This window comes from Streptococcus parasanguinis, assembly GCF_016648925.1.
Taxonomy (GTDB): domain Bacteria; phylum Bacillota; class Bacilli; order Lactobacillales; family Streptococcaceae; genus Streptococcus.
Genome location: NZ_JACLQX010000003.1, coordinates 93171 through 114026, shown reverse-complemented (window position 1 = coordinate 114026; position 20856 = coordinate 93171). Strand labels below are relative to the sequence as shown.

The following is a 20856-nucleotide window of genomic DNA, read 5'->3' as shown; positions in this document are numbered from 1 at the left end:
TTTTTAAAAAAGTAGGAGGAAGTATGAAATTACTTGAAGAGCGCATCTTAAAAGATGGCAATGTTTTAGGTGAGAGTATCCTCAAGGTGGACTCCTTTTTGACCCACCAAGTGGATTTCAAATTGATGAAAGAAATTGGTCAGACTTTTGCGGACCGGTTCAAAGATGCTGGTGTGACCAAAGTCGTGACCATTGAAGCATCTGGGATTGCACCTGCCCTTTATGTAGCTGAAGCACTGGATGTTCCCATGATCTTTGCTAAAAAGGCGAAAAACATCACGATGAATGAGGGCATCTTGACGGCTGAGGTTTATTCCTTTACCAAGCAAGTCACCAGCACAGTTTCGATTGCGGGTAAATTCTTGGATCCATCAGATAAGGTTTTGATCATTGACGATTTCCTTGCAAATGGCCAAGCAGCCAAAGGCTTGATTCAAATCATCGAACAAGCCGGGGCTCAAGTCGAAGCGATTGGGATCGTGATTGAAAAATCCTTCCAAGATGGACGGGGATTGTTAGAAGAGTTGGGATATCCAGTTGTATCCCTCGCACGTTTGGACCGTTTTGAAAATGGTCAGGTTGTATTTAAGGAGGCAGACATCTAATGCAAAAACAAGAAAGCCATTCACAGGCGGCCATTCTAGGCTTGCAACACCTTTTAGCCATGTATTCGGGATCTATTTTGGTGCCGATCATGATCGCAGGAGCTTTGGGCTATAATGCTCATCAACTAACCTATCTCATCTCTACAGATATCTTCATGTGCGGGGTTGCAACTTTCCTTCAAGTGCAGCTCAATAAATACTTTGGGATCGGACTTCCGGTAGTCCTTGGGGTTGCCTTCCAGTCTGTGGCACCTCTCAGCATGATCGGGGCTAGCCATGGTAGTGGTGCCATGTTTGGTGCCTTGATTGTCTCAGGGATTTATGTCATCCTTGTCTCTGGTTTCTTCTCTAAGATTGCCAATCTCTTCCCATCTATTGTAACGGGATCTGTTATTACAACCATTGGTTTGACTTTGATTCCAGTAGCGATTGGAAATATGGGAAATAATGCGCCAAAACCAACCGTTCAAAGCTTGATTTTGGCTGTGGTGACCATTCTCATCATTTTAGTTGTTAATATCTATACGACTGGGTTTATTAAATCCATTTCAATTTTGATTGGTTTGATCGTAGGTACTGCTATTGCGGCTTCTATGGGTTTGGTTGACTTCACACCTGTGGCTCAAGCACCAGTCGTTCACGTTCCAACACCTTTCTTCTTTGGAGCTCCTAAGTTTGAAATCACCTCAATCGTCATGATGTGTATCATCGCGACAGTTTCTATGGTTGAATCAACAGGTGTCTATCTTGCACTTTCTGATATTACTAAAGATCCAATTAATAGCACGCGCCTTCGCAATGGTTACCGTGCTGAAGGGTTGGCTGTTCTCCTCGGTGGTATCTTTAATACCTTCCCTTACACTGGATTCTCACAAAACGTTGGCTTGGTGAAATTGTCTGGTATCAAGACTCGTCTTCCAATCTACTATGCGGCTGGTTTCCTTGTTCTTCTTGGTCTCCTTCCTAAGTTTGGAGCTTTAGCACAAATCATTCCAAGTCCAGTTCTTGGGGGAGCGATGCTAGTGATGTTTGGTTTTGTATCGATTCAAGGGATGCAGATTCTTGCGCGTGTTGATTTTGAACACAATGAGCACAACTTCTTGATCGCTGCTGTATCGATTGCTGCAGGGGTTGGTTTGAACAACAGCACCCTCTTCAATGGCCTTCCAACAGGATTCCAAATGTTCTTTGCGAACGGAATTGTCGTTGCAAGTGTCTTAGCGATCGTTCTCAACGCTATTTTAAACCGCAATAAACACTAATTACAGATGCACCGGAGGTCCTTGGATCTTCGGTTTTTTTGACTTTTAAGGAAACATATAGTAGAGTGGAAGAGGATAAAATCTTATTTGATGAGAAGAGAGTTAGAATCATGTATGTAACCTATCACTTTAAAGAGCGCTTGCGCTTGTTTTTGAGTCTATTTTTGCCGATTTTGATCTATCAATTGGCCAATTATTCGGCCAGCTTTGTCGATACAGCCATGACCGGTCAGTACCGGACCCTTGATTTGGCTGGTGTTTCTACAGCTACCAGTCTGTGGAATCCATTTTTTACTTTTCTGACAGGGATTGTCTCTGCGCTGACACCGATTGTTGGGCATCATTTAGGAAAGGGAAATAAAGAACGGATTGCTGGCGATTTTTACCAATTCCTCTATCTGTCATTTGGTATGGCCATTCTCTTAATAGGCTTTGTTTGGGGGATTGCACCCATGATTCTCAAGCAGATCGGCTTAGAAAATGTTGTTGCTCAAATAGCCATTCGCTACTTATATTTCCTTTCTCTAGGAATCTTACCTTTGTTGCTCTTTAGTATCGTGCGGACCTTCCTCGATACCTTGGGCATGACGCGTCTATCCATGTACTTGATGCTCTTGCTCTTGCCTTTGAATGCTTGTTTTAACTATATCCTGATCTATGGAGCATTTGGTTTTCCTGAGATGGGAGGAGCAGGAGCAGGTCTTGGAACCTCTCTGGCCTACTGGGTCTTGTTGGCCATTGCGGTTTTGATCTTGTGCAAACACCCCAAGGTAGCACCTTTCCAATTGTGGAAGCCTCAACCTTATGATTTTAAAGGGATGAAAGAAGTACTGCGCCTTGGGCTTCCAATCGGTGGAATTGTTTTTGCAGAAGTCATCATCTTCTCGCTGGTTGGTTTATTAATGGCAAAATTCCCATCACTTACCATCGCGAGCCACCAATCGGCCATGAATTTTTCTACCCTGATGTATGCTTTCCCAGTTAGTATCTCCAGTACTATGGCGATTATCGTATCTTACGAACTGGGAGCAGGAAGACCAGAAGTGGTCAAACAATATTGCCGTTTGGGACGACTGACAGCCTTTGGTTTTGCCATTGTCACCCTCGTCTTTCTCTATACATTCCGCTTCCAACTAGCAGGACTATACGGGAAGGATCCAGTCTTTGTGCAGCAAACAGCGATTTTCATGACTTATAGTCTCTTTTTCCAAGTGGCTGATACTTTTGCAGCACCTCTACAAGGGATTTTGCGGGGCTATAAGGATACAACCGTTCCTTTCTTATTAGGTGTCTTTAGTTATTGGTGCATCTCTATCCCACTAGGGATTTTCCTTGACCATGTGACCAACTTGGGTCCATACGCTTATTGGATCGGCCTTATTTCTAGCCTTGTCGTGAGTGGAATTTGTTACCAACTTCGGCTCTGGCAGATCGAAAAAAAGCAAACAAACTAAAATGAAGTCTGGGAAACCAGACTTTTTTGTGTACCGTGAATATTATAAATTTTCTGAAAGTTCTTGACAATTGATGTCAAAGTGGTAAGATTAGGAGGTAGAAATGAAGAATAAGAAGGAGAACAAGATGAGAAGTGATATGATCAAAATGGGGATCGACCGAGCACCAGCGCGTGGTCTCCTTTATGCAACAGGGCAAGTAAAATCAGCCAAGGATATGCAAAAGCCCTTTATTGCCATTTGTAACTCCTATATTGATATCGTTCCAGGACATGTTCACCTGCGTGAATTAGCAGATGTTGCCAAGGAAGCTATTCGCGAGGCTGGTGGGATTCCTTTTGAATTTAATACCATCGGTGTCGATGACGGGATTGCGATGGGCCATATCGGGATGCGTTATAGTTTGCCATCTCGCGAGTTGATCGCAGATGCTGCTGAAACAGTCATCAATGCCCACTGGTTTGATGGTGTTTTCTATATTCCCAACTGTGATAAGATTACACCAGGTATGATCTTGGCAGCCATGCGGACCAATGTGCCTGCCGTATTTTGTTCTGGTGGACCCATGAAGGGTGGCGTTGACATGACGGGGCATCAGGCGACTCTCTCGAGTTTGTTTGAAGCTGTCGGTACTTATCAAGCTGGTGATATGGGCATGGATGAACTGGATTTCTTGGAAAAAAATGCCTGTCCAACCTGTGGCTCTTGCTCTGGTATGTTTACTGCCAATTCCATGAACTGTTTGATGGAAGTATTAGGCCTTGCTCTTCCTGGAAATGGTACCATCCTAGCTGTCTCAGATGAACGCCGGGAATTGGTTCGCCAAGCGGCCAAACAATTGGTAGAGAATATTAAAAAAGGTATCCGCCCACGGGATATCGTGACCAAAGAAGCCATCGATGATGCTTTTGCGCTCGATATGGCCATGGGTGGTTCAACCAATACGGTGCTTCACACGCTCGCTATTGCGCGTGAAGCAGGGATTGACTATGATCTCAAAGATATCAACGAGATTGCTAAGAAGACACCTTATCTTTCTAAAATTGCCCCTTCAAGTGTTTATACTATGCATGATGTGCATGAAGCTGGTGGTGTTCCAGCCATTATCAATCAGTTGATCAAAAAAGGTGCCATTAAGGGTGATCGTATCACAGTTACTGGTAAAACCTTGAAAGAAAACGTAGCTGGTGCTGAAATCAAAAATGAAGAAATTATCCATCCAATCGAGCATCCGATTTCACCTGTAGGTGGTTTGTCGATCCTTTACGGAAATATCGCTCAGGATGGAGCTGTTATCAAGGTCGGTGGGGTCGATCCATCTGTGACTACTTTCCGTGGTAAAGCTATTTGTTGCGATTCACAAGATCAAGCCCTTGAGTTGATTGACAATGGAACAGTCAAGAAGGGACATGTTGTTGTCATTCGTTACGAGGGTCCTCAGGGTGGTCCTGGTATGCCAGAGATGCTAGCGCCAACTTCTAAGATTGTCGGACGCGGTCTTGGTAAGGATGTGGCACTGATTACGGATGGTCGTTTCTCAGGAGCTACTCGTGGGATTGCGATTGGTCACGTTTCTCCAGAAGCAGCAGAAGGTGGAAATATCGCCCTAATCGAAGACGGGGATGAAATCGTGATCGACCTACCAAAACGTACCCTTGATCTACTTGTCGATGATGCCACTCTTGCAGAACGTCGCAAACATTTGAAACCTTTCAAATCAAAAATCTCCAGCGGTTGGTTGCGTCGCTATACAGCCTTTGCCAAATCAGCCAATGTCGGCGGAACCTTGATGAGTGACGAAGAATTCGAAGAACGGAAAGCAGAACGTCAAGCCCAAGAAAAATAAGAAAAAACCTTTCCTGCTATGTGATATCACAAGCAAGAAAGGTTTTTTTAGTAGAACCATTATTTGGTGCGCATTTCACCTTGAGGGAAGTAGGTTCCTTCAGGCATATCATTAATGATAACGTGAACAGCTGACTGAGGAGCGCCAGTATTGCGGACAACAGCTTCGGTTACTTCCTTGGCCAAGGCTTTCTTTTGTTCCAAGGTGCGTCCTTCAAATAGGTCAATTCGTACAAATGGCATATGGCCACCTCCTAAATTTTTTATAGGACTATTTTATCACATTTTGGGATACAAAGCTTAGCAAAATTATGGTAAAATGATAATGAAACACATTTTAGAGAGAACAGAGGGAAAATGGCACAATTATATTATAAATATGGGACCATGAACTCGGGGAAAACCATTGAGATTTTGAAGGTGGCCCATAATTATGAAGAGCAAGGCAAGAGCGTCGTCATCATGACCTCAGCAATCGACACCAGAGATGGAGTAGGAGTGGTTTCTAGCCGGATCGGTATGAAACGAGAAGCTGTTGCGATTGAAGACGATACGGATATCTTTGGCTTTATTAAAAACCAAGCAATCAAACCTTACTGTGTTTTAATCGATGAAGCTCAGTTTTTGAAACGCCACCATGTCTATGACTTGGCAAGAGTCGTGGATGAACTGGATGTGCCGGTGATGGCTTTTGGCCTCAAAAATGATTTCCGAAATGAACTCTTTGAAGGTTCCAAACACCTCCTCTTATTAGCTGACAAGATTGAAGAGATCAAAACTATCTGCCAATACTGTTCCCGCAAGGCGACTATGGTCTTGCGTACCCAAGCGGGTAAACCTGTCTATGATGGAGAGCAAATCCAGATCGGTGGACACGAGACCTATATCTCGGTTTGCCGCAAACATTATTTTAATCCAGATATACCAACTAAAAGCGTCTAGAACGTTTTAGAGAGGATAATAATGTCTATTTGTTTAAAAGATGTTACAATAGAGAATTATTTTGACGTTTTAAATCTAGAAGTTCATCCAAACCAAAGGAATTTTATTGCATCCAATTCCATTAGTTTAGCTGAAGCCTATGTATATGATAAAAATGGTGATTTTATAGCTCCATTAGCAGTTTATGATAAGGAAGTATTAGTTGGTTTTGTTATGATTGCCTATGACCAGAAAATTGGGATCAGCAAGGGGAACTACTTGTTATTTCGTTTTATGATCGATAAACGATTTCAAGGTTTAGGCTATTTTAAACCGACTATGGATGCAGTCATTGACTTTGTTCGAACAGAGCCAGCTGGAAAAGCGACAAGTCTTTGGTTATCTTATGAACCGGAAAATAATCAAGCGAGATCTTGCTATCTCCATTATGGATTTAAAGAAACTGGAGAAGTCATAGAAAACGAAATTGTAGCAATCTATGATCTAACAACCAAGAATTAAGGAGCGAACATGAATATCTATGATCAACTACAAGCTGTAGAAGACCGATACGAAGAGTTAGGAGAGTTATTGAGTGACCCAGATGTGGTCTCTGATACCAAACGCTTTATGGAGCTTTCAAAAGAAGAGGCTTCCACTCGCGATACGGTGACAGCATACCGTGAGTACAAGCAAGTCCTTCAAAACATTGTCGACGCTGAGGAAATGATTAAGGAAGCAGGCGGCGATGCGGACTTGGAAGAAATGGCCAAGCAAGAGCTAAAAGATGCTAAGGCTGAAAAAGAAGAGTACGAAGAAAAATTGAAGATCTTACTTCTTCCAAAAGATCCAAACGATGACAAGAACATTATCTTGGAAATCCGTGGAGCAGCTGGAGGAGACGAAGCCCAGTTATTTGCTGGCGACCTCTTACAAATGTACCAAAAATACGCGGAAAGCCAAGGCTGGCGCTTTGAAATCATGGAAGCTTCCTACAATGGCGTTGGTGGGATCAAAGAAGTCGTAGCCATGGTTTCTGGTCAATCGGTTTATTCAAAACTCAAGTATGAATCTGGTGCCCACCGGGTGCAACGGGTTCCTGTGACAGAAAGCCAAGGTCGTGTCCATACTTCGACTGCCACAGTTCTGGTCATGCCAGAAATCGAAGAAGTCGAGTACAACATCGATCCAAAAGACCTTCGGATTGACATCTACCACGCATCTGGTGCGGGTGGACAGAACGTCAACAAGGTCGCAACAGCCGTTCGTATCGTCCACTTGCCAACCAATATCAAGGTCGAGATGCAAGAAGAACGGACCCAACAGAAGAACCGCGAAAAAGCCATGAAGATCATCCGTGCGCGTGTGGCTGACCACTTTGCTCAGATTGCCCAAGACGAGCAAGACGCTGAACGGAAGTCAACCATCGGTACTGGTGATCGTTCAGAGCGGATCCGGACTTACAACTTCCCTCAAAACCGTGTGACCGATCACCGGATTGGCTTGACCCTTCAAAAACTGGATACCATCTTATCTGGTAAATTAGATGAAGTGGTCGATGCTTTGGTCTTGTATGATCAAACACAAAAACTAGAAGAGTTGAACAAATAATGTTGTTGGGACCATTATTAGCCCAGTATGAAGAAGAATTAATAGCCATTGGAGAGGAACCAGAAAGCCTCTCCTTCGCGTATCGAGCTTTAAAAAACTGGACCTTTACAGACTTTGTCCTTGCCTTGCAAAAAGAAGTAAAAGTAGAGGATCAGGCCTTGCTTCTATCCATCTTTGAGCAGCTGAAACATCACGTCCCTGCCCAATATATTATTGGCAGCGCAGAATTTTTTGGTCAAGTTTTTACAGTTGATGAGCGTGTGCTGATTCCACGACCTGAAACGGAAGAATTGGTCGCTCTTATTCTTGAAGAAAACGATGAGAAAGCCTTACGAGTTCTAGATATCGGAACAGGTAGTGGGGCCATTGCTATTAGCCTAGCCCTTGCTAGACCTACCTGGCAGGTTCAAGCTAGTGATGTCTCAGAAGAGGCTTTAGCCCTGGCTCAAGAAAATGCCAAGCAGTTAGAAGCTTTCCTTGAATTTAAGTCGTCAGATGTTTTGGAGCAGCTACCAGGTCCCTATGACCTGATTGTGTCCAACCCTCCTTATATCTCCCATGATGATGTAGAAGAAGTCGGAGCCAATGTTTTAGCCTCTGAACCCCACTTAGCTCTTTTTGCGGATCGTGATGGATATGCTATCTACGAAAAGATTGCCCAGCAAGCACCAAGTGTTTTAACACCAGACGGAAAGATCTATCTAGAAATTGGCTATAAGCAAGGAGCCAAAGTAAAAGAGCTCTTTCAAGAAGCGTTTCCTAACAAACGAGTTCGCGTTCTGAAAGACCAATTTGGACAAGATAGAATGGTAGTAGTAGACAATGGATCACATTGAGAAAGAATTAGAAGCAGGACGTGCAGTTATTCTGCCAACTGAGACAGTCTATGGTATTTTCGCCAAAGCTTTGAATCAAGAGGCAGTCGATTATATATACGAATTAAAACGTAGACCGAGAGACAAGGCTCTGAATTTAAATGTAGCCGGCGAAGAAGAAATTCGACTTTATTCGAAAAATCAACCTAGTTATTTAACAAAACTGGTTGATTCATTTTTACCAGGGCCTCTGACTATTATTCTTCAGGCAAATGAAAAGGTACCTGGCTGGATTCATTCAGGATTGGATACAGTTGGCTTCCGTATTCCGGCTCACCCAAAAACATTAGAATTAATTCGTAAATACGGTCCTTTGGTTGGTCCCTCGGCCAATCTTTCAGGTCATGCAAGTGGAACAAAGTATAAGGCTATTGTAAGCGAATTTGATCAAGTGGTTCCTGGTATAGAGGATGATGACATTTTGACTGGTCAAGATTCAACTATTTTGGATATCTCTGGTTCCAAGGCCAGGATTTTGCGGCAAGGTTCGATTACAAAAGCTGATTTGCTTGCACAAGTGCCAGAGCTTTCCTTTGAGGAAGATGAACTTCCTCAGTGATAATGTACATAAATAATTTTTTATAAAGGAGTAGACCTATGATTTTTGATAAAGAAGATTACAAAGCCTATGATGCAGACCTATGGAATGCGATCACTAAAGAAGAAGAGCGTCAACAAAACAATATTGAGTTGATTGCTTCTGAAAATGTCGTCTCTAAGGCAGTGATGGCTGCTCAAGGGTCTATTCTGACAAATAAATATGCCGAAGGCTATCCTGGTCGTCGTTACTATGGCGGGACAGATGTGGTCGATGTGGTCGAAAGTCTAGCGATCGAACGGGCTAAAGAAATCTTTGGTGCTAAATTTGCCAACGTTCAACCACATTCAGGAAGTCAGGCAAACTGTGCTGCCTATATGGCCTTGATTGAGCCTGGTGATACTGTCATGGGGATGGATCTAGCTGCCGGTGGGCATTTGACGCACGGAGCTTCTGTGAGCTTCTCTGGTCAAACCTATAACTTTGTGTCCTATAGTGTAGATCCTGAAACAGAGCTCTTGGATTTTGATGCCATCCTAAAACAAGCCCAAGAAGTGAAGCCAAAACTCATCGTCGCTGGTGCCTCAGCCTACTCTCATATCATTGATTTCTCTAAATTCCGTGAGATTGCGGATGCAGTAGGAGCAAAGCTCATGGTTGACATGGCCCATATTGCTGGTCTCGTGGCAGCGGGTCTTCATCCAAGTCCGGTTCCTTATGCCCATATCACGACTACGACCACTCACAAGACCCTTCGTGGCCCTCGTGGAGGTCTGATCTTGACCAACGATGAAGACTTGGCTAAGAAGATTAATTCAGCTATCTTCCCTGGTATTCAAGGAGGACCGTTGGAGCATGTCATTGCAGCCAAAGCTGTCGCTTTTAAAGAAGCGCTGGATCCTGCCTTTAAAGAGTATGCAGCTAACGTGATTAAGAACAGTCAGGCCATGGCTGATGTCTTCTTGCAAGATCCTGATTTCCGTGTCATTTCAGGCGGAACAGAGAACCACCTTTTCCTTGTCGATGTGACGAAAGTCGTTGAAAATGGGAAAGTGGCGCAAAACTTACTGGACGAGGTCAACATTACCCTCAACAAGAACTCTATTCCTTATGAAACCTTGTCTCCATTTAAGACCAGTGGGATTCGGATTGGTGCAGCTGCCATCACCGCTCGTGGTTTTGGTGAAAAAGAAAGTCGCACCGTTGCTGAACTCATGATCAAAGCGCTGAAGAATGCGGACAATCAAGAAGTATTAGACGAAGTGCGTAGCCAAGTTAAAGCCTTGACAGACGCCTTTCCACTTTACGAGGACTAAACCATCTTATGGATATTTACGTAAAAAAAGCCATCATTCATCAATTTAGCCCAGACGATACCGATCTCTATTTGGCAGATAAATTTCTCAATATCACGCCTAAAATCGAGGAATACTTGCGTAAGAAGATTGAACGGGTCTACTCGGATGAAGCCAGAACCGGTATTTTCGAAGAGGACAATCTTTTTCTTGAGATGATCTCAGATGACCTACTAGAAACTTCAGTAGCCGTAGCCAATCGTTGGAAGGAAGAATTTGTCGTCTCTGAGAATCAAAAGACAAACGATTTGGTGTTCATTCAATTCTCAAAAGAAGGGGTGGACCATTTTGCCTTTCTTCGGATTGCCTTACGGGAAACCCTGACGCATCTTGGTGGTGAAGTGGATAATCCGATTAAGCTGACGCAAAATAATCTACCTGGTTTTGGCACTGGTGCTGATGAGGCTTTGGTCATCAATCTTCAAAGTCGCAAATACCACTTAATTGAAAAAAGGATCAAGTACAACGGGATGTTCTTGAACTATTTTTCTGAGAATCTGTTGCAGGCGCAACCCAAGATCTCTCCTAAAAAATCGATCAAGGAACTAGAAAAAACAGCCCAGAAGATTGCGGAAAGCTTCAACACAGATGATTTTCAATTTCAATCAAAGGTTAAATCAGCTATTTTTAACCATATTGAGGAAGAAAATAAACTCTCTCCTGAGAAATTAGCGGATGATCTCTTCGACGACAATCTGACAGCTCGCCTCAGTTTTATTGACCAAGTCAAAGAAGCTGTACCAGAGCCTGTCACCTTTGAAGAAATTGATGCAAGTCGCCAGTTGAAGAAGTTCGAAAATCAGAAATTGTCATTGTCGAATGGAATTGAACTGATCGTTCCGAATAATGTCTATGAGGATGCCGAATCTGTTGAATTTATTCTAAACGATAACGGGACCTATTCTATTCTGATCAAAAATATTGAGGATATACAGAGTAAATAATGATTAAACGTATAGTGAAGATCTTCTTATTCATCTTACTAATATTTGGAATCTACAAGGGGGTTCAGATCCACCATGATGTCAAACAAGTCATGCAGTACCGCTCCCTGGTTAGAGAAGTCCTTGCTGAGGAGGACACCACGGCCAATGAAAACCTCATTCTTGCTATGATCTATACGGAGACCAAAGGTCGAGAGGACGATGTCATGCAGGCGAGTGAGAGTGCAAGTGGTGAGACCAATACTATTAGTGATAATAAGGCCAGCATTCGCCAAGGAATTCAAACTCTTTCAGATGAGTTAAAAGAAGCCAAGAAAAAAGGCGTTGATAGCTGGACAGCGGTTCAAGCCTATAATTTTGGGAAAGACTACATCGATTACGTCGCAAAACACGGTGGAACAAATTCCCTCGAGTTGGCCCGCGCTTATTCACGAGATGTAGTGGCACCAAGTCTTGGCAATGTAACCGGTGAAACTTATCTTTACCTCCACCCTATCTCTCTTTTAAACGGGATGGAACTCTACATTAATGGGGGGAACATTTATTATTCTCGTTTAGTAGAAACCAATATGACGATTATGAAGTTATTTTCATGGTTTTAATCATTTTCCAGAGAGCCGATTGGCTCTTTTTTAAGCTGATCAGTTCTGCCTCCGATTTTGAGGGATAATAAAAATGTCATGCATTCTTAAAAAAACTGTAAGCTAGTTTTAAGAAATCAACTGTATAATGAAAATCGAAGTGGGTAAACTCTTTATTTACTTCTTTTTTCATCTCTAGTGAGGTGAGAAAGGTAATAAGAGATACCCAAAGTTGATTTGAGTTAGAAAGAAGAAAAAGATGAAATTAAAGAAGATTGCACTGTTTGTAACGACGACTTTGGCCTTGTTGACAGCTGTCCCACGTGTTTTTGCAGATAGCAATGTGCAGAAAGTCATTGATGAAACCTATGTCAAGCCAGACTATGTTTTGGGCTATTCGCTGGACCAAAGTCAAATCGAACAAACCTTGAGTCTCTTGAACTACGATAGTTCAAAAGATAAAGAAGAGTGGAAAACCATGACACCAGAGGTTTATTCTTCGATTATGAACGTTGCCAACGATGATAGTTTGGAACTTTATTCCTCTGTTAAAATTCAAAAATTAGGCAAAAATAAGCCACTAGAAGTGAATATCGTGACACCTCAAAATATCACCAAGGTCACTTCAGATATGTATCGTAATGCAGCCGTTACACTTGGATTAGAGCATGCTCAAATTACAGTAGCTTCTCCTATCCAAGTGACCGGAGAAAGTGCCTTGGCTGGTATTTATTACTCGCTTGAAAAAAATGGTGCCAAAGTTTCTCAAGAAAGCAAAGATCTGGCCCAAGAAGAGTTAAAGACTCTATCAGGGATCAATGAAGAGAACGCGGGAAAGAAAAACTTCGATGCGGATAAGTTAAACGTAGCATTGACCGACATAAAAACGGCAGTAGCCAATGCCAAACAGAACAATCAGGATTTAAGCAAGGATGATATTCGAAAGATCGTCGAAGAAACCCTGAAAAATTATAAGCTGGATACAACTGTGACAGGTGATCAGATTAATTTGATCGTGAATTTCGCAGTCAACCTCTCAAAGAGTAGTGTCATCAGTAGCAAAAGCTTTACTAAAACCTTGTCGGACTTGAAAGATAGTATCGTAGACAAGGCAGGCGATACCTTTAATAATATCAATCTCAATTTTGATACAAATGCTATTCTAAAAGACAGTGGAAACTTCTTCACAAATGCGTGGAATGCCATTGCTGGCTTCTTCGGAGCCATCTGGAATGCCATTGTCAAATTCTTTAGTGGTTTAGTTGGCTAAAAATAGCAGGAAAGCACTCCTGACAAGAAGTCAGAGTGCTTTTTGTGTGTTTAGCTGCTTGAAGGTTATTTGAAAATAGTTGCTGCGTAGCAGAAAAGAGTTGCAAAGAATTGAAAAAGATATTATACTTTGAAAAGCAAATTAAAGGAGGACTTATGTTAAAAGCTTATAAAAAATTTTGGGAAGGCTATGCAGATTTTACCGGTTACTCAACAGTATCTGAATACTGGTGGCCACACTTCATTCATTTGCTTATTACAATGCCATTGTTTTACGCTTTAATACAACTTCAAATCGATCCTAATGATGTGTCTGCTTATCAAATGATTTATTCGTTGCGCCCGCTTTATTCTGTATTTGGCCTCATAATTTTCCTACCTTCATTAACCCTTTCCGTTCGGCGTCTAAGAGATGCAGGATTGCATTGGTTATATCTTCTTGTTGGGCTTATTCCATACGTAGGTTGGTTTTTCATGCTTCTATTTATGATCTTACCAACAAATCGAGATAAGGAAGTAGAAACTGATTAAGTTAATAAAAGATCTTGAAATCATAATTATTTCAAGATCTTTTATTTTATATGGCTTTGCTATTTTTAAGCTCGTGAATCAAGGTCCACTGGACCTTAAAACTCGCTTTTCTATTTCTAAGCTCGTGAAAAAAAGGTCCACTGGACCTTTTTTTTATTCCCACTCTACAGTTGCAGGTGGTTTACTTGTGATATCGTAGACGATGCGGTTAACGTGGTCAACTTCGTTTACGATACGAACTGAGATTTTTTGGAGAACTTCCCAAGGAATCTTAGCGAAGTCAGCTGTCATTCCATCGATAGAAGTGATAGCACGGATAGCAATAGTGTAGTCATACGTACGGCCGTCACCCATAACACCTACTGAACGAACGCCTGTGTTGACAGTGAAGTATTGCCAGATGTCACGATCAAGACCAGCTTTGGCGATTTCTTCACGGAGGATAGCATCTGATTCACGAACGGTTTCGAGTTTTTCTTCAGTGATTTCTCCCATAACACGGATAGCAAGACCTGGTCCTGGGAATGGTTGGCGCCATACGATGTGGTCTGGCATACCAAGCTCAGTACCAAGGGCACGAACTTCATCTTTATAAAGAGTGTTGAGTGGCTCGATCAACTCGAACTGCATGTCCTCTGGAAGTCCACCCACATTGTGGTGAGACTTGATGGTTTGAGCAGTATCCGTACCTGACTCGATTACGTCTGTATAGAGAGTTCCTTGTGCTAGGAATTTCACATCTTTGAGTTTACTTGCTTCGTCATCAAAGACATATACAAACTCATTACCGATGATCTTCCGTTTTTTCTCAGGATCAGACACACCAGCCAATTTATCAAGGAAACGTTTAGCAGCATCTGCTTTAACGATGTTCAAACCAAACTTGCCACCAAGCATATCCATCACTTGGTCAGCTTCCCCTTTACGAAGAAGACCGTGGTCTACAAAGATACAGATCAATTGATCGCCGATGGCTTTTTGAAGGAGAACCCCAACAACGGAAGAGTCAACACCACCTGAAAGACCAAGAAGGACACGTTTGTCTCCGACGGTTTCACGGATTTTTTTGATCTGCATGTCAATGAAGTTGTCCATGGTCCAGTCACCTTTAGCCCCACAGATGTTTAAGGCAAAGTTACGCAAGATATCATAACCGTGAACAGAGTGACGAACCTCAGGGTGGAATTGGATTCCGTAGATTTTCTTGTCTGGATTTTCAATGGATGCAAATGGACAGTCAGCAGAAGTACCGGTGCGGATAAAGTCAGACGGAATTTCTGTAACAGCATCCCCGTGGCTCATCAAGACCAATTGTTTGTCTGGTGTGCCGGCAAAAAGAGCAGAAGATTCTGTCAAAGTCAGTTCAGATTGACCATATTCGCGGTTACCAGCATCACCTGCAGGAACGACCTTCCCACCCAATTTATGGGTCAATAATTGCATCCCGTAACAGATTCCAAGGATTGGAATACCGAGTTCGAAAATTTCAGGATCGATATCAAAAGAACCTTCCTCGTATACAGAGTTTGGTCCGCCTGAAAGAACGATCCCGACTGGATTGATTGCACGAACTTCATCAGCAGAAATCTTGTGGCTCTTCAACTCTGAGAAAACACCAATTTCACGAATCCGCCGTGAAATAAGCTGATTGTATTGGCTACCGTAGTCAAGCACGATGATTTTTTCAACATCATGCAAATCAGTTGATAGGTTTGTCATCTTATCCCCTTCTTAAAGAAATTTACTTTCCTCTATTCTAACACAAAAGCCTTGTCTTTACCAATCTCTGATTGAAGAATTAGGAATTTTACGCTACAATAGAGATAACACAGAGAAAGAGCAAGGTTATGATTCCAGCTTACATTCAAATTCATGATCAGATTAAGTCTGAGATTGATCAAAAAATATGGAAAATCGGGGAGCGTCTTCCTAGCGAACGCGATCTAGCTGAGAAATTTCAGGTGAGTCGGATGACGCTTAGGCAGGCTATTACCCTTCTGGTTGAAGAAGGAGTGCTTGAAAGACGTGTAGGAAGTGGTACCTTTATCACCAGCACGCGCGTTCAAGAAAAAATGCGGGGCACAACCAGTTTTACAGAGATTATGAAATCGCAAGGCAAGGAACCTTCTAGCCAAGTGATTTCTTACCGGAAAACCATTCCTAGCCTCCAAGAAGTGGATAAATTGGGCATTGATAAGACTGAGACCATCATTCGGATGGAGCGGGTCCGGTATGCCGATGGAATCCCTGTTGTTTATGAAGTGGCCTCTATTCCAGAGAAATTTATTAAGAATTTCAATCGAGAAGAGGTAACCAGCCATTTCTTCCAAACCTTGGAGCGTCATGGTTATAAGATTGGAAAGTCGCATCAGACCATCTATGCGCGATTGGCCAAGGATAAGATTGCGGACTACTTACAGATTTCAAAAGGGCAGGCTATTTTAGGTCTGACACAGGTTTCCTATTTTGAAGATGGGACGGCGTTTGAGTATGTAAAAAGTCAGTATGTTGGCGAGCGGTTCGAATTTTATTTGGAAAATAACTAAGCTCGCAAATCGTAAAAATAGAAAACTCTTCAAATGTGTGAGAGGCTCACTCTCTTTGGCATTTGGGAGCTTTTTTTAGGTTGAAGTCATTCTTTCTAAATAGTGATAGTACGGTCAAAAATAAAAGATTTAAAAAAATTTTATTTTTTCTTCAATTTTTGATTTTTTTTACGAATTAATAGATAGAAGCTAGTTTTAGATCTAAAAAAAGATATAAGGCAGGAAAAAATGAAAAAAATTAAAATCGATGTGGTAGCTGTTCCCTTGAGTGGGCATCTGTACCCAACTTTAAATCTCGTTAAACCCTTATTAGATGATCCAACTATGGAAATCCGAGTTTTCACGGGTCCTCAGAAAAAAGCCGTCGCAGAAAGTCTCGGCTTCACAGTCGTTCCGATTCTAGAGGACAAAGTAGAAGAGTTTGAACGTGCGGCTAATAACGATAAGAAACTCAATCTCTTTTCAGCTTATCGGCAATTGTCCAAAAGTCTTGATTTGATTAATCATGTATCAGATCAATTGCTAGAGGAGTGGCGCGTCAATCGTCCAGATATTGTCATTGCTGATTTCATCACTCTATCAGCTGGCTTTGTGGCAGAACAGTTAGAAATTCCTTGGATTACCACCATGGCAACCCAATTTGTAATCGAAACTCCTTATGGTCCTCCTTGCTTCTTCGGAGGGATGGGAGTCGCGCGCACGAAGAAGGAAGAGAAGATACAGGCACTATGCCGTAAACTCACGCGCATTGGAAAATACTGTGGGGCTTTCCTCTTACGCAAACGCTTAAAACGTTACAATTTCAAGTTGTACAATCAAAATGGAGTGGAGACCATCTACTCTCCTTATGCCGTCTTTGGAATTGGGATGATGGAGCTAGAGTTGAAGACACACTTCCCTCATCAATATGCGTGGCTTGGCCCTTTGGGTACTTCTATTGAAAAAGCAGAAGATTATCCTTTAGATCTCATTCCTTACGAGGATAAGACGAAGGTACTCGTGACATGTGGAACCCAGTTGCCTTGGGCAAAAGAGAACTTGCTAGAACAAACCAAGCAGTTGGCCAAAGAGCATCCAGAATTTCACTTTTTCGTCACCTTAGGAGATGGAGCAAAGGAATTCTCTGAAGAAGAAGTAGCGCCAAATGTGACGGTCGTCTCTTATCTGCCCTACAAAGAATATATTCCTCAGATGGACTATGTCATTCACCATGGAGGAGCTGGAATCTTTTATCAGTGTATCGAATTTAAAAAACCAGCCTTGATCTTGCCACATGATTATGACCAATTTGACTATGCGATTCGAGGAGTAGAAGCAGGAATTGCTTTTCAAGCTCATCGCAATCGCACCGAAGAGATTCAAGCAGGTTTCAATGCCCTATTAGAAAAAGAATCTTGGGAAAAGTTAGAGAGACTAAACAAACTTTCAAAAACCTACAAGCCATTGGATACCTTGGAGTTTGAGATTCAACGATTATTAAGACGTGGAACGGATGGGAAACTATGAAAATTCTTGTAACAGGTGCGACTGGCTTCCTTGGAAAATATGTGATCGATGAGTTGTTGGCTCACGATTATTCCATTGTAGCCTTTGGCCGAAACGAAAAAATTGGGAAGTCTCTGGAAGGTGAGCGCGTCCAATTTATCAAAGGGGATTTGAGCTCTATTGAGGAATTAAGACAAGCCTTTCAGTCTGTTGATGCTGTGGTTCACGCTGGAGCTTTATCCACTGCCTGGGGACCTTGGAAGGCCTTCTATCAGGCTAATGTAGTTGGTACTCAAAATGTCCTTGACTTGTGCCGTGAATATGCGGTAAAACGCTTGGTTTACGTATCTTCTCCCAGTATTTACGCAGCTGGAAAAGACCAATTAAACATCAAGGAAAGCGATGCTCCAAAAGAAAATCACCTCAACAATTACATTCGAAGCAAATTGGCTTCTGAAAAACTTTTTTCTGACTATCCAGATGTGCCAAGTATCATCTTGCGTCCTAGAGGATTATTTGGTGTGGGGGATACCAGTATTTTACCTCGTGTCTTACGCCTCAGTCGAAAAATTGGAATTCCTTTGATTCGAGGAGGAGAGCAGCTCATGGATATGACCTGTGTGGAAAATGTTGCCCTAGCCATTCGCTTGGCTCTAGAGACCAAAGAAGCACACGGACAGGTTTATAATATTACAAATGGGGAACCAAAGACCTTTAAGTATTTGATCGAAACAACACTAAAGGGATTGGGAGAGCCGATTCGCTATCGGAAAATTCCGGAAGGTCTAGTAGCAGGTGCGGCTTATAGCCTTGAAGGAGTATATCGATTATTCCATCTGAAAGCTGAGCCTCCTTTGACTCGCTACACCTATTATCTCCTTCGATATAGCCAAACTCTCGATATTCAAAAGGCCCAAACAGAACTTGGCTACTATCCAAAAATGACCATTGAAGAAGGGATTGACAACTATGTCCAACATGATCAAGCGCATTGATTATTTCCCAGCAGGCTATTGTAGTAGTCATTCTGGTCTCTTATTTAAAGAGATTCCGAATGAAAAAATGCAATTTCCAGCAGGTGTCTTTTTGATTCATCACCGTGAAAAAGGCTATATTTTGTACGATACCGGCTATCACTACGAGATTAAGAAAAAAGCTCGGTATTTCTGGTACCGTCTAGCCACCCCAATGCAGATGAAAAAAGAAGACCAGATCGATTATTTATTGCAAGAGCGTGGAATTGATCCGGCAGAAATTACTTATGTGATTCTTTCGCATTTGCACCCGGATCATCTCGGTGGAGCAGCCCTTTTTCCAAATGCTCATTTCTTTGTTACCCAGGAAGTCTATGAGGTGTACCAAAAACCTAAATTTAAAGATCTGATTTTTAAAGAGTTTTTGCCAGCTGATTTCAAAGATCGGGTGACTTGTCTTAAAGCAGATCAAAGGCATCCTGCTTTCCCCTATCGCCCGACTGCGGATTTTTTTGGAGATGGGAGCATCCTTGTTTCGTCCATCGATGGACATGCGAGAGGGCAAGGTTGTCTTTATCTGGATGAGTTCAAACTCTTCATCGGAGCAGACCTTTCTTGGGGAGTAGACCTCTTGCCTTACACAGGGCAAATGCGTCTCATCCCCTCCTTGGTTCAGGATAATAAGAAGGCTTATCTTAAAGGAGCTGAGTTGCTGGAAACACTCTTGCAAGATGGCATTCAAGTTGTGGTCAGCCACGACCCGCAAGAACGGATTGAAAGGATTTTAAATGAAAAAAACAGTCTTTCTGAAAACCTTTATTGAAACCAGATGGTGCCACCGATTCCGTTCAAAAGAGGCCTTGAAGCGATATCAATATAAGCAATTGGCGCGCTACCATGCTTTTATCACTTCTCAGTCTCCCTATTTTCAAACCCATTCTCCCGAATCCTTTGGAACCATGGATAAATCGTTTATGATGACACATTTCAATGAACTCAATACCCTAGGGGTGGATCGAGATCAGGCTTTAGAGATGGCGATTCGCGGAGAACAGACGCGAGATTTTACTGAGATGAATGGAGAAGTAGCAGTAGGCTTGTCTTCTGGGACTTCAGGCCACCGAGGAGTTTTTGTCACCACAGAAAAAGAGAGAAGTATGTGGGCTGCAGCGATCTTAGCCAAGATGCTTCCGAAAGGAAAACTATTTGGTCATCGCATTGCCTTTTTCTTACGAGCGGACAATGAACTTTATCAAACCATTAACTCAGGCCTTATCCGCTTGGAATATTTTGATATTTTCAAGGATAGCAAGGAGCATTTAGAGCGTCTCAAAGACTATCAACCAACTATTGTGGTCGCACCAGCTTCAACCTTGATTGAGTTAGCCAACTATGTCAGCAATCAGCAACTTGCGATCCAACCCGTCAAGGTTGTCTCTGTCGCAGAAATCCTAGAGGAACGAGATGCTGAGACAATCGCCAAAGCCTTTCAACTAGACACGGTTGATCAGGTCTACCAAGCGACAGAGGGATTTTTAGCTTGTACCTGTTCAGAAGGCAATCTACATCTTAACGAAGATATTTTGTATGTCGAAAAAGAGTACCTAGATGATAGCCGCTTTTATCCGATTATTACGGATTTCAAACGAACCAGTCAACCGATCTATCGCTACCGCCTCAATGATATTTTGGTAGAAGAAAAATCTCCTTGCCCTTGTGGTTCCGTCTTTACTCGAATCGCAAAGATCGAAGGACGATCAGATGATATCTTCTATTTCAAAAAAGAAGATGACAGTAGCCAGATGATCTATCCGGATTTTATTCGACGGTGTATTCTCTTTGTCGAAAATATTCAGGACTATCAAGTAACTCAGTTGGCAGATAGATCCATTACCATTGCCTTGAGTCACCGGACAGAGTCTATTGAGCAAGCGATTTTTGCTCAATTCGAACTCTTAGCTCAGCAAAAACAATTCATTCTTCCAAGTATTCAATTTATCGATTACCAATGGGACCCAACACGTAAATTAAAACGTGTTCAACGACTTCAATAAAAGGAG

The 20856-nt window shown here is 42.3% G+C and carries 21 protein-coding genes; 19 read left to right on the top strand and 2 right to left on the bottom strand.

The annotated features are described in order from the left end of the window. The first annotated feature begins 23 nt into the window (after positions 1 to 23). The 4 genes from H7T97_RS01995 (at position 24) to ilvD (ending at position 5167) form a co-directional block, all read left to right on the top strand. Entirely contained in the window at positions 24 to 605 is a 582-nt protein-coding gene (locus tag H7T97_RS01995; RefSeq protein WP_045759435.1) for a xanthine phosphoribosyltransferase, read from the top strand. Next, on the top strand, positions 605 to 1867 hold the full coding sequence (locus H7T97_RS01990; protein ID WP_155171814.1) for a nucleobase:cation symporter-2 family protein: 1263 nt from the start codon (positions 605 to 607) through the stop codon (positions 1865 to 1867). The genes H7T97_RS01995 and H7T97_RS01990 overlap by 1 nt, the downstream gene beginning before the upstream one ends. 110 nt (positions 1868 to 1977) lie before the next feature. Beyond that, positions 1978 to 3321, top strand: a complete 1344-nt coding sequence (locus H7T97_RS01985; protein WP_201037602.1) for an MATE family efflux transporter — start codon at positions 1978 to 1980, stop codon at positions 3319 to 3321. A gap of 127 nt (positions 3322 to 3448) precedes the next feature. Next, positions 3449 to 5167: a dihydroxy-acid dehydratase gene (gene ilvD / locus H7T97_RS01980; protein ID WP_201089201.1), complete on the top strand. Its 1719-nt coding sequence runs from the start codon at positions 3449 to 3451 to the stop codon at positions 5165 to 5167. Positions 5168 to 5226: 59 nt separating this feature from the next. Here ilvD and H7T97_RS01975 read toward each other — a convergent pair whose 3' ends face one another. Continuing rightward, complete coding sequence (locus H7T97_RS01975) at positions 5227 to 5409, bottom strand: 4-oxalocrotonate tautomerase (protein ID WP_001117401.1); 183 nt, start codon at positions 5407 to 5409, stop codon at positions 5227 to 5229. 114 nt (positions 5410 to 5523) lie between these two features. On the opposite strand from H7T97_RS01975, the gene H7T97_RS01970 reads away from it, so the two are divergent. The 10 genes from H7T97_RS01970 (at position 5524) to H7T97_RS01925 (ending at position 13791) form a co-directional block, all read left to right on the top strand. After that, positions 5524 to 6108: a thymidine kinase gene (locus H7T97_RS01970; RefSeq protein WP_201089182.1), complete on the top strand. Its 585-nt coding sequence runs from the start codon at positions 5524 to 5526 to the stop codon at positions 6106 to 6108. A 21-nt stretch (positions 6109 to 6129) separates the two neighbouring features. Further along, positions 6130 to 6609 carry a GNAT family N-acetyltransferase gene (locus H7T97_RS01965; RefSeq protein ID WP_195189863.1) on the top strand — a complete coding sequence of 160 codons (480 nt, stop codon included), beginning with the start codon at positions 6130 to 6132 and terminating at the stop codon, positions 6607 to 6609. 9 nt (positions 6610 to 6618) lie between these two features. Beyond that, positions 6619 to 7698 carry a peptide chain release factor 1 gene (gene prfA, locus H7T97_RS01960; RefSeq protein WP_201089180.1) on the top strand — a complete coding sequence of 360 codons (1080 nt, stop codon included), beginning with the start codon at positions 6619 to 6621 and terminating at the stop codon, positions 7696 to 7698. Continuing rightward, entirely contained in the window at positions 7698 to 8534 is an 837-nt protein-coding gene (gene prmC / locus H7T97_RS01955; protein ID WP_201037604.1) for a peptide chain release factor N(5)-glutamine methyltransferase, read from the top strand. Before prfA ends, prmC begins: the two co-directional genes overlap by 1 nt. Further along, positions 8521 to 9132, top strand: coding sequence for an L-threonylcarbamoyladenylate synthase (locus H7T97_RS01950; protein WP_201037605.1), 612 nt, complete (start codon positions 8521 to 8523; stop codon positions 9130 to 9132). The genes prmC and H7T97_RS01950 overlap by 14 nt, the downstream gene beginning before the upstream one ends. Positions 9133 to 9170: 38 nt before the next feature. Further along, positions 9171 to 10427, top strand: coding sequence for a serine hydroxymethyltransferase (gene glyA / locus H7T97_RS01945; RefSeq protein ID WP_201037606.1), 1257 nt, complete (start codon positions 9171 to 9173; stop codon positions 10425 to 10427). Between the two features lie 8 nt (positions 10428 to 10435). Further along, positions 10436 to 11410, top strand: a complete 975-nt coding sequence (locus H7T97_RS01940; RefSeq protein ID WP_201037607.1) for a nucleoid-associated protein — start codon at positions 10436 to 10438, stop codon at positions 11408 to 11410. Further along, positions 11410 to 12012 carry a lysozyme family protein gene (locus H7T97_RS01935; RefSeq protein ID WP_023918108.1) on the top strand — a complete coding sequence of 201 codons (603 nt, stop codon included), beginning with the start codon at positions 11410 to 11412 and terminating at the stop codon, positions 12010 to 12012. The genes H7T97_RS01940 and H7T97_RS01935 overlap by 1 nt, the downstream gene beginning before the upstream one ends. Before the next feature lie 238 nt (positions 12013 to 12250). After that, entirely contained in the window at positions 12251 to 13261 is a 1011-nt protein-coding gene (locus tag H7T97_RS01930; protein WP_150906075.1) for a DUF1002 domain-containing protein, read from the top strand. A 155-nt stretch (positions 13262 to 13416) separates the two neighbouring features. Continuing rightward, a complete protein-coding gene (locus H7T97_RS01925; protein WP_195529450.1) occupies positions 13417 to 13791 on the top strand; it encodes a DUF805 domain-containing protein in 375 nt (124 codons plus the stop codon). Positions 13792 to 13944: 153 nt separating this feature from the next. On the opposite strand, the gene guaA is transcribed toward H7T97_RS01925, so the two are convergent. Next, complete coding sequence (gene guaA, locus H7T97_RS01920) at positions 13945 to 15510, bottom strand: glutamine-hydrolyzing GMP synthase (protein ID WP_201089178.1); 1566 nt, start codon at positions 15508 to 15510, stop codon at positions 13945 to 13947. 128 nt (positions 15511 to 15638) lie between these two features. Here guaA and H7T97_RS01915 point away from each other — a divergent pair, with 128 nt between their 5' ends. The 5 genes from H7T97_RS01915 to H7T97_RS01895 all read left to right on the top strand — a co-directional run bounded on the left by H7T97_RS01915 (position 15639) and on the right by H7T97_RS01895 (position 20850). Next, positions 15639 to 16337, top strand: coding sequence for a GntR family transcriptional regulator (locus H7T97_RS01915; protein ID WP_003016564.1), 699 nt, complete (start codon positions 15639 to 15641; stop codon positions 16335 to 16337). Positions 16338 to 16565: 228 nt separating this feature from the next. Next, a complete protein-coding gene (locus tag H7T97_RS01910) occupies positions 16566 to 17843 on the top strand; it encodes a glycosyltransferase (RefSeq protein ID WP_201089176.1) in 1278 nt (425 codons plus the stop codon). Continuing rightward, positions 17840 to 18817, top strand: coding sequence for an NAD-dependent epimerase/dehydratase family protein (locus H7T97_RS01905; protein WP_201089174.1), 978 nt, complete (start codon positions 17840 to 17842; stop codon positions 18815 to 18817). The genes H7T97_RS01910 and H7T97_RS01905 overlap by 4 nt, the downstream gene beginning before the upstream one ends. After that, entirely contained in the window at positions 18792 to 19619 is an 828-nt protein-coding gene (locus tag H7T97_RS01900; RefSeq protein ID WP_049473215.1) for an MBL fold metallo-hydrolase, read from the top strand. The genes H7T97_RS01905 and H7T97_RS01900 overlap by 26 nt, the downstream gene beginning before the upstream one ends. Further along, positions 19585 to 20850 (top strand): F390 synthetase-related protein, encoded by a 1266-nt coding sequence (locus tag H7T97_RS01895; protein WP_201089172.1) that lies wholly within the window; start codon positions 19585 to 19587, stop codon positions 20848 to 20850. The genes H7T97_RS01900 and H7T97_RS01895 overlap by 35 nt, the downstream gene beginning before the upstream one ends. Positions 20851 to 20856: the final 6 nt, after the last annotated feature.

Bases quoted from the DNA above. Each gene is read 5' to 3' on its own strand.
- H7T97_RS01975 (WP_001117401.1), bottom strand. From the start codon at position 5,409: ATGCCATTTGTACGAATTGACCTATTTGAAGGACGCACCTTGGAACAA.
- H7T97_RS01965 (WP_195189863.1), top strand. From the start codon at position 6,130: ATGTCTATTTGTTTAAAAGATGTTACAATAGAGAATTATTTTGACGTT.
- H7T97_RS01910 (WP_201089176.1), top strand. From the start codon at position 16,566: ATGAAAAAAATTAAAATCGATGTGGTAGCTGTTCCCTTGAGTGGGCAT.
- H7T97_RS01905 (WP_201089174.1), top strand. From the start codon at position 17,840: ATGAAAATTCTTGTAACAGGTGCGACTGGCTTCCTTGGAAAATATGTG.
- glyA (WP_201037606.1), top strand. From the start codon at position 9,171: ATGATTTTTGATAAAGAAGATTACAAAGCCTATGATGCAGACCTATGG.
- H7T97_RS01985 (WP_201037602.1), top strand. From the start codon at position 1,978: ATGTATGTAACCTATCACTTTAAAGAGCGCTTGCGCTTGTTTTTGAGT.
- H7T97_RS01925 (WP_195529450.1), top strand. From the start codon at position 13,417: ATGTTAAAAGCTTATAAAAAATTTTGGGAAGGCTATGCAGATTTTACC.
- H7T97_RS01930 (WP_150906075.1), top strand. From the start codon at position 12,251: ATGAAATTAAAGAAGATTGCACTGTTTGTAACGACGACTTTGGCCTTG.
- H7T97_RS01950 (WP_201037605.1), top strand. From the start codon at position 8,521: ATGGATCACATTGAGAAAGAATTAGAAGCAGGACGTGCAGTTATTCTG.
- ilvD (WP_201089201.1), top strand. From the start codon at position 3,449: ATGAGAAGTGATATGATCAAAATGGGGATCGACCGAGCACCAGCGCGT.
- H7T97_RS01970 (WP_201089182.1), top strand. From the start codon at position 5,524: ATGGCACAATTATATTATAAATATGGGACCATGAACTCGGGGAAAACC.
- H7T97_RS01995 (WP_045759435.1), top strand. From the start codon at position 24: ATGAAATTACTTGAAGAGCGCATCTTAAAAGATGGCAATGTTTTAGGT.
- H7T97_RS01940 (WP_201037607.1), top strand. From the start codon at position 10,436: ATGGATATTTACGTAAAAAAAGCCATCATTCATCAATTTAGCCCAGAC.
- prfA (WP_201089180.1), top strand. From the start codon at position 6,619: ATGAATATCTATGATCAACTACAAGCTGTAGAAGACCGATACGAAGAG.
- H7T97_RS01990 (WP_155171814.1), top strand. From the start codon at position 605: ATGCAAAAACAAGAAAGCCATTCACAGGCGGCCATTCTAGGCTTGCAA.
- H7T97_RS01915 (WP_003016564.1), top strand. From the start codon at position 15,639: ATGATTCCAGCTTACATTCAAATTCATGATCAGATTAAGTCTGAGATT.
- H7T97_RS01895 (WP_201089172.1), top strand. From the start codon at position 19,585: ATGAAAAAAACAGTCTTTCTGAAAACCTTTATTGAAACCAGATGGTGC.
- guaA (WP_201089178.1), bottom strand. From the start codon at position 15,510: ATGACAAACCTATCAACTGATTTGCATGATGTTGAAAAAATCATCGTG.
- prmC (WP_201037604.1), top strand. From the start codon at position 7,698: ATGTTGTTGGGACCATTATTAGCCCAGTATGAAGAAGAATTAATAGCC.
- H7T97_RS01935 (WP_023918108.1), top strand. From the start codon at position 11,410: ATGATTAAACGTATAGTGAAGATCTTCTTATTCATCTTACTAATATTT.
- H7T97_RS01900 (WP_049473215.1), top strand. From the start codon at position 18,792: ATGTCCAACATGATCAAGCGCATTGATTATTTCCCAGCAGGCTATTGT.